We start from the raw sequence: 479 nt of genomic DNA, 5'->3' as shown, positions 1-479 counted from the left end.
ATAAACAGGTGCACCTGGTGGTGCAGGCAGCGGCCCGCGCGCTGCGGAGCACGCCAGGCCAGCTGCTGATCGTGGGCGACGGCAAAGAACGGGCCGCCGTGCAGCGGCTGGCAGCCGGACTGGGCATCGAGGCGGTGACACGCTTTCCCGGGTTCGTCAGCGTGACCGGCGACCTGCCGGGGCTGTACCGCCTGGCGACGGTGTTCGTGACCGCTTCCGAAGTGGAGATCCAAAGCTCGGTGGTGCTCGAAGCGGCTGCCAGCGGGCTGCCAGTGGTGGCGGTGCACGCCTCGTCCATGCCGGAGTTCATTGATAACGGCGTGACCGGCTGCCTGGTGCCGCCGGGCGATGCGGCCGCCATGGGTGACGCATTGAGCGAGCTGCTGCAAAACCCGGCCCGGGCGCGGGCCATGGGGCAGGCGGCGCTGCGGCTGGCCGCGCAGCACACCAGCGCGGTATCAGTGCAGGCGCATGAGGCC

The 479-nt window shown here is 70.6% G+C and carries 1 protein-coding gene; it reads left to right on the top strand.

Going from position 1 to position 479, the window contains the following annotated elements; genetic code table 11:
* Nucleotides 1-479, top strand: a 479-nt coding sequence (locus tag I6F37_RS38770; protein ID WP_225154184.1) for a glycosyltransferase, incomplete at both ends; no start/stop codon positions are given.

It is taken from the genome of Bradyrhizobium sp. NBAIM08, from assembly GCF_020193935.1.
GTDB lineage: Bacteria > Pseudomonadota > Alphaproteobacteria > Rhizobiales > Xanthobacteraceae > Bradyrhizobium > Bradyrhizobium yuanmingense.
This window is presented reverse-complemented; position numbering and strand designations above follow the sequence as displayed.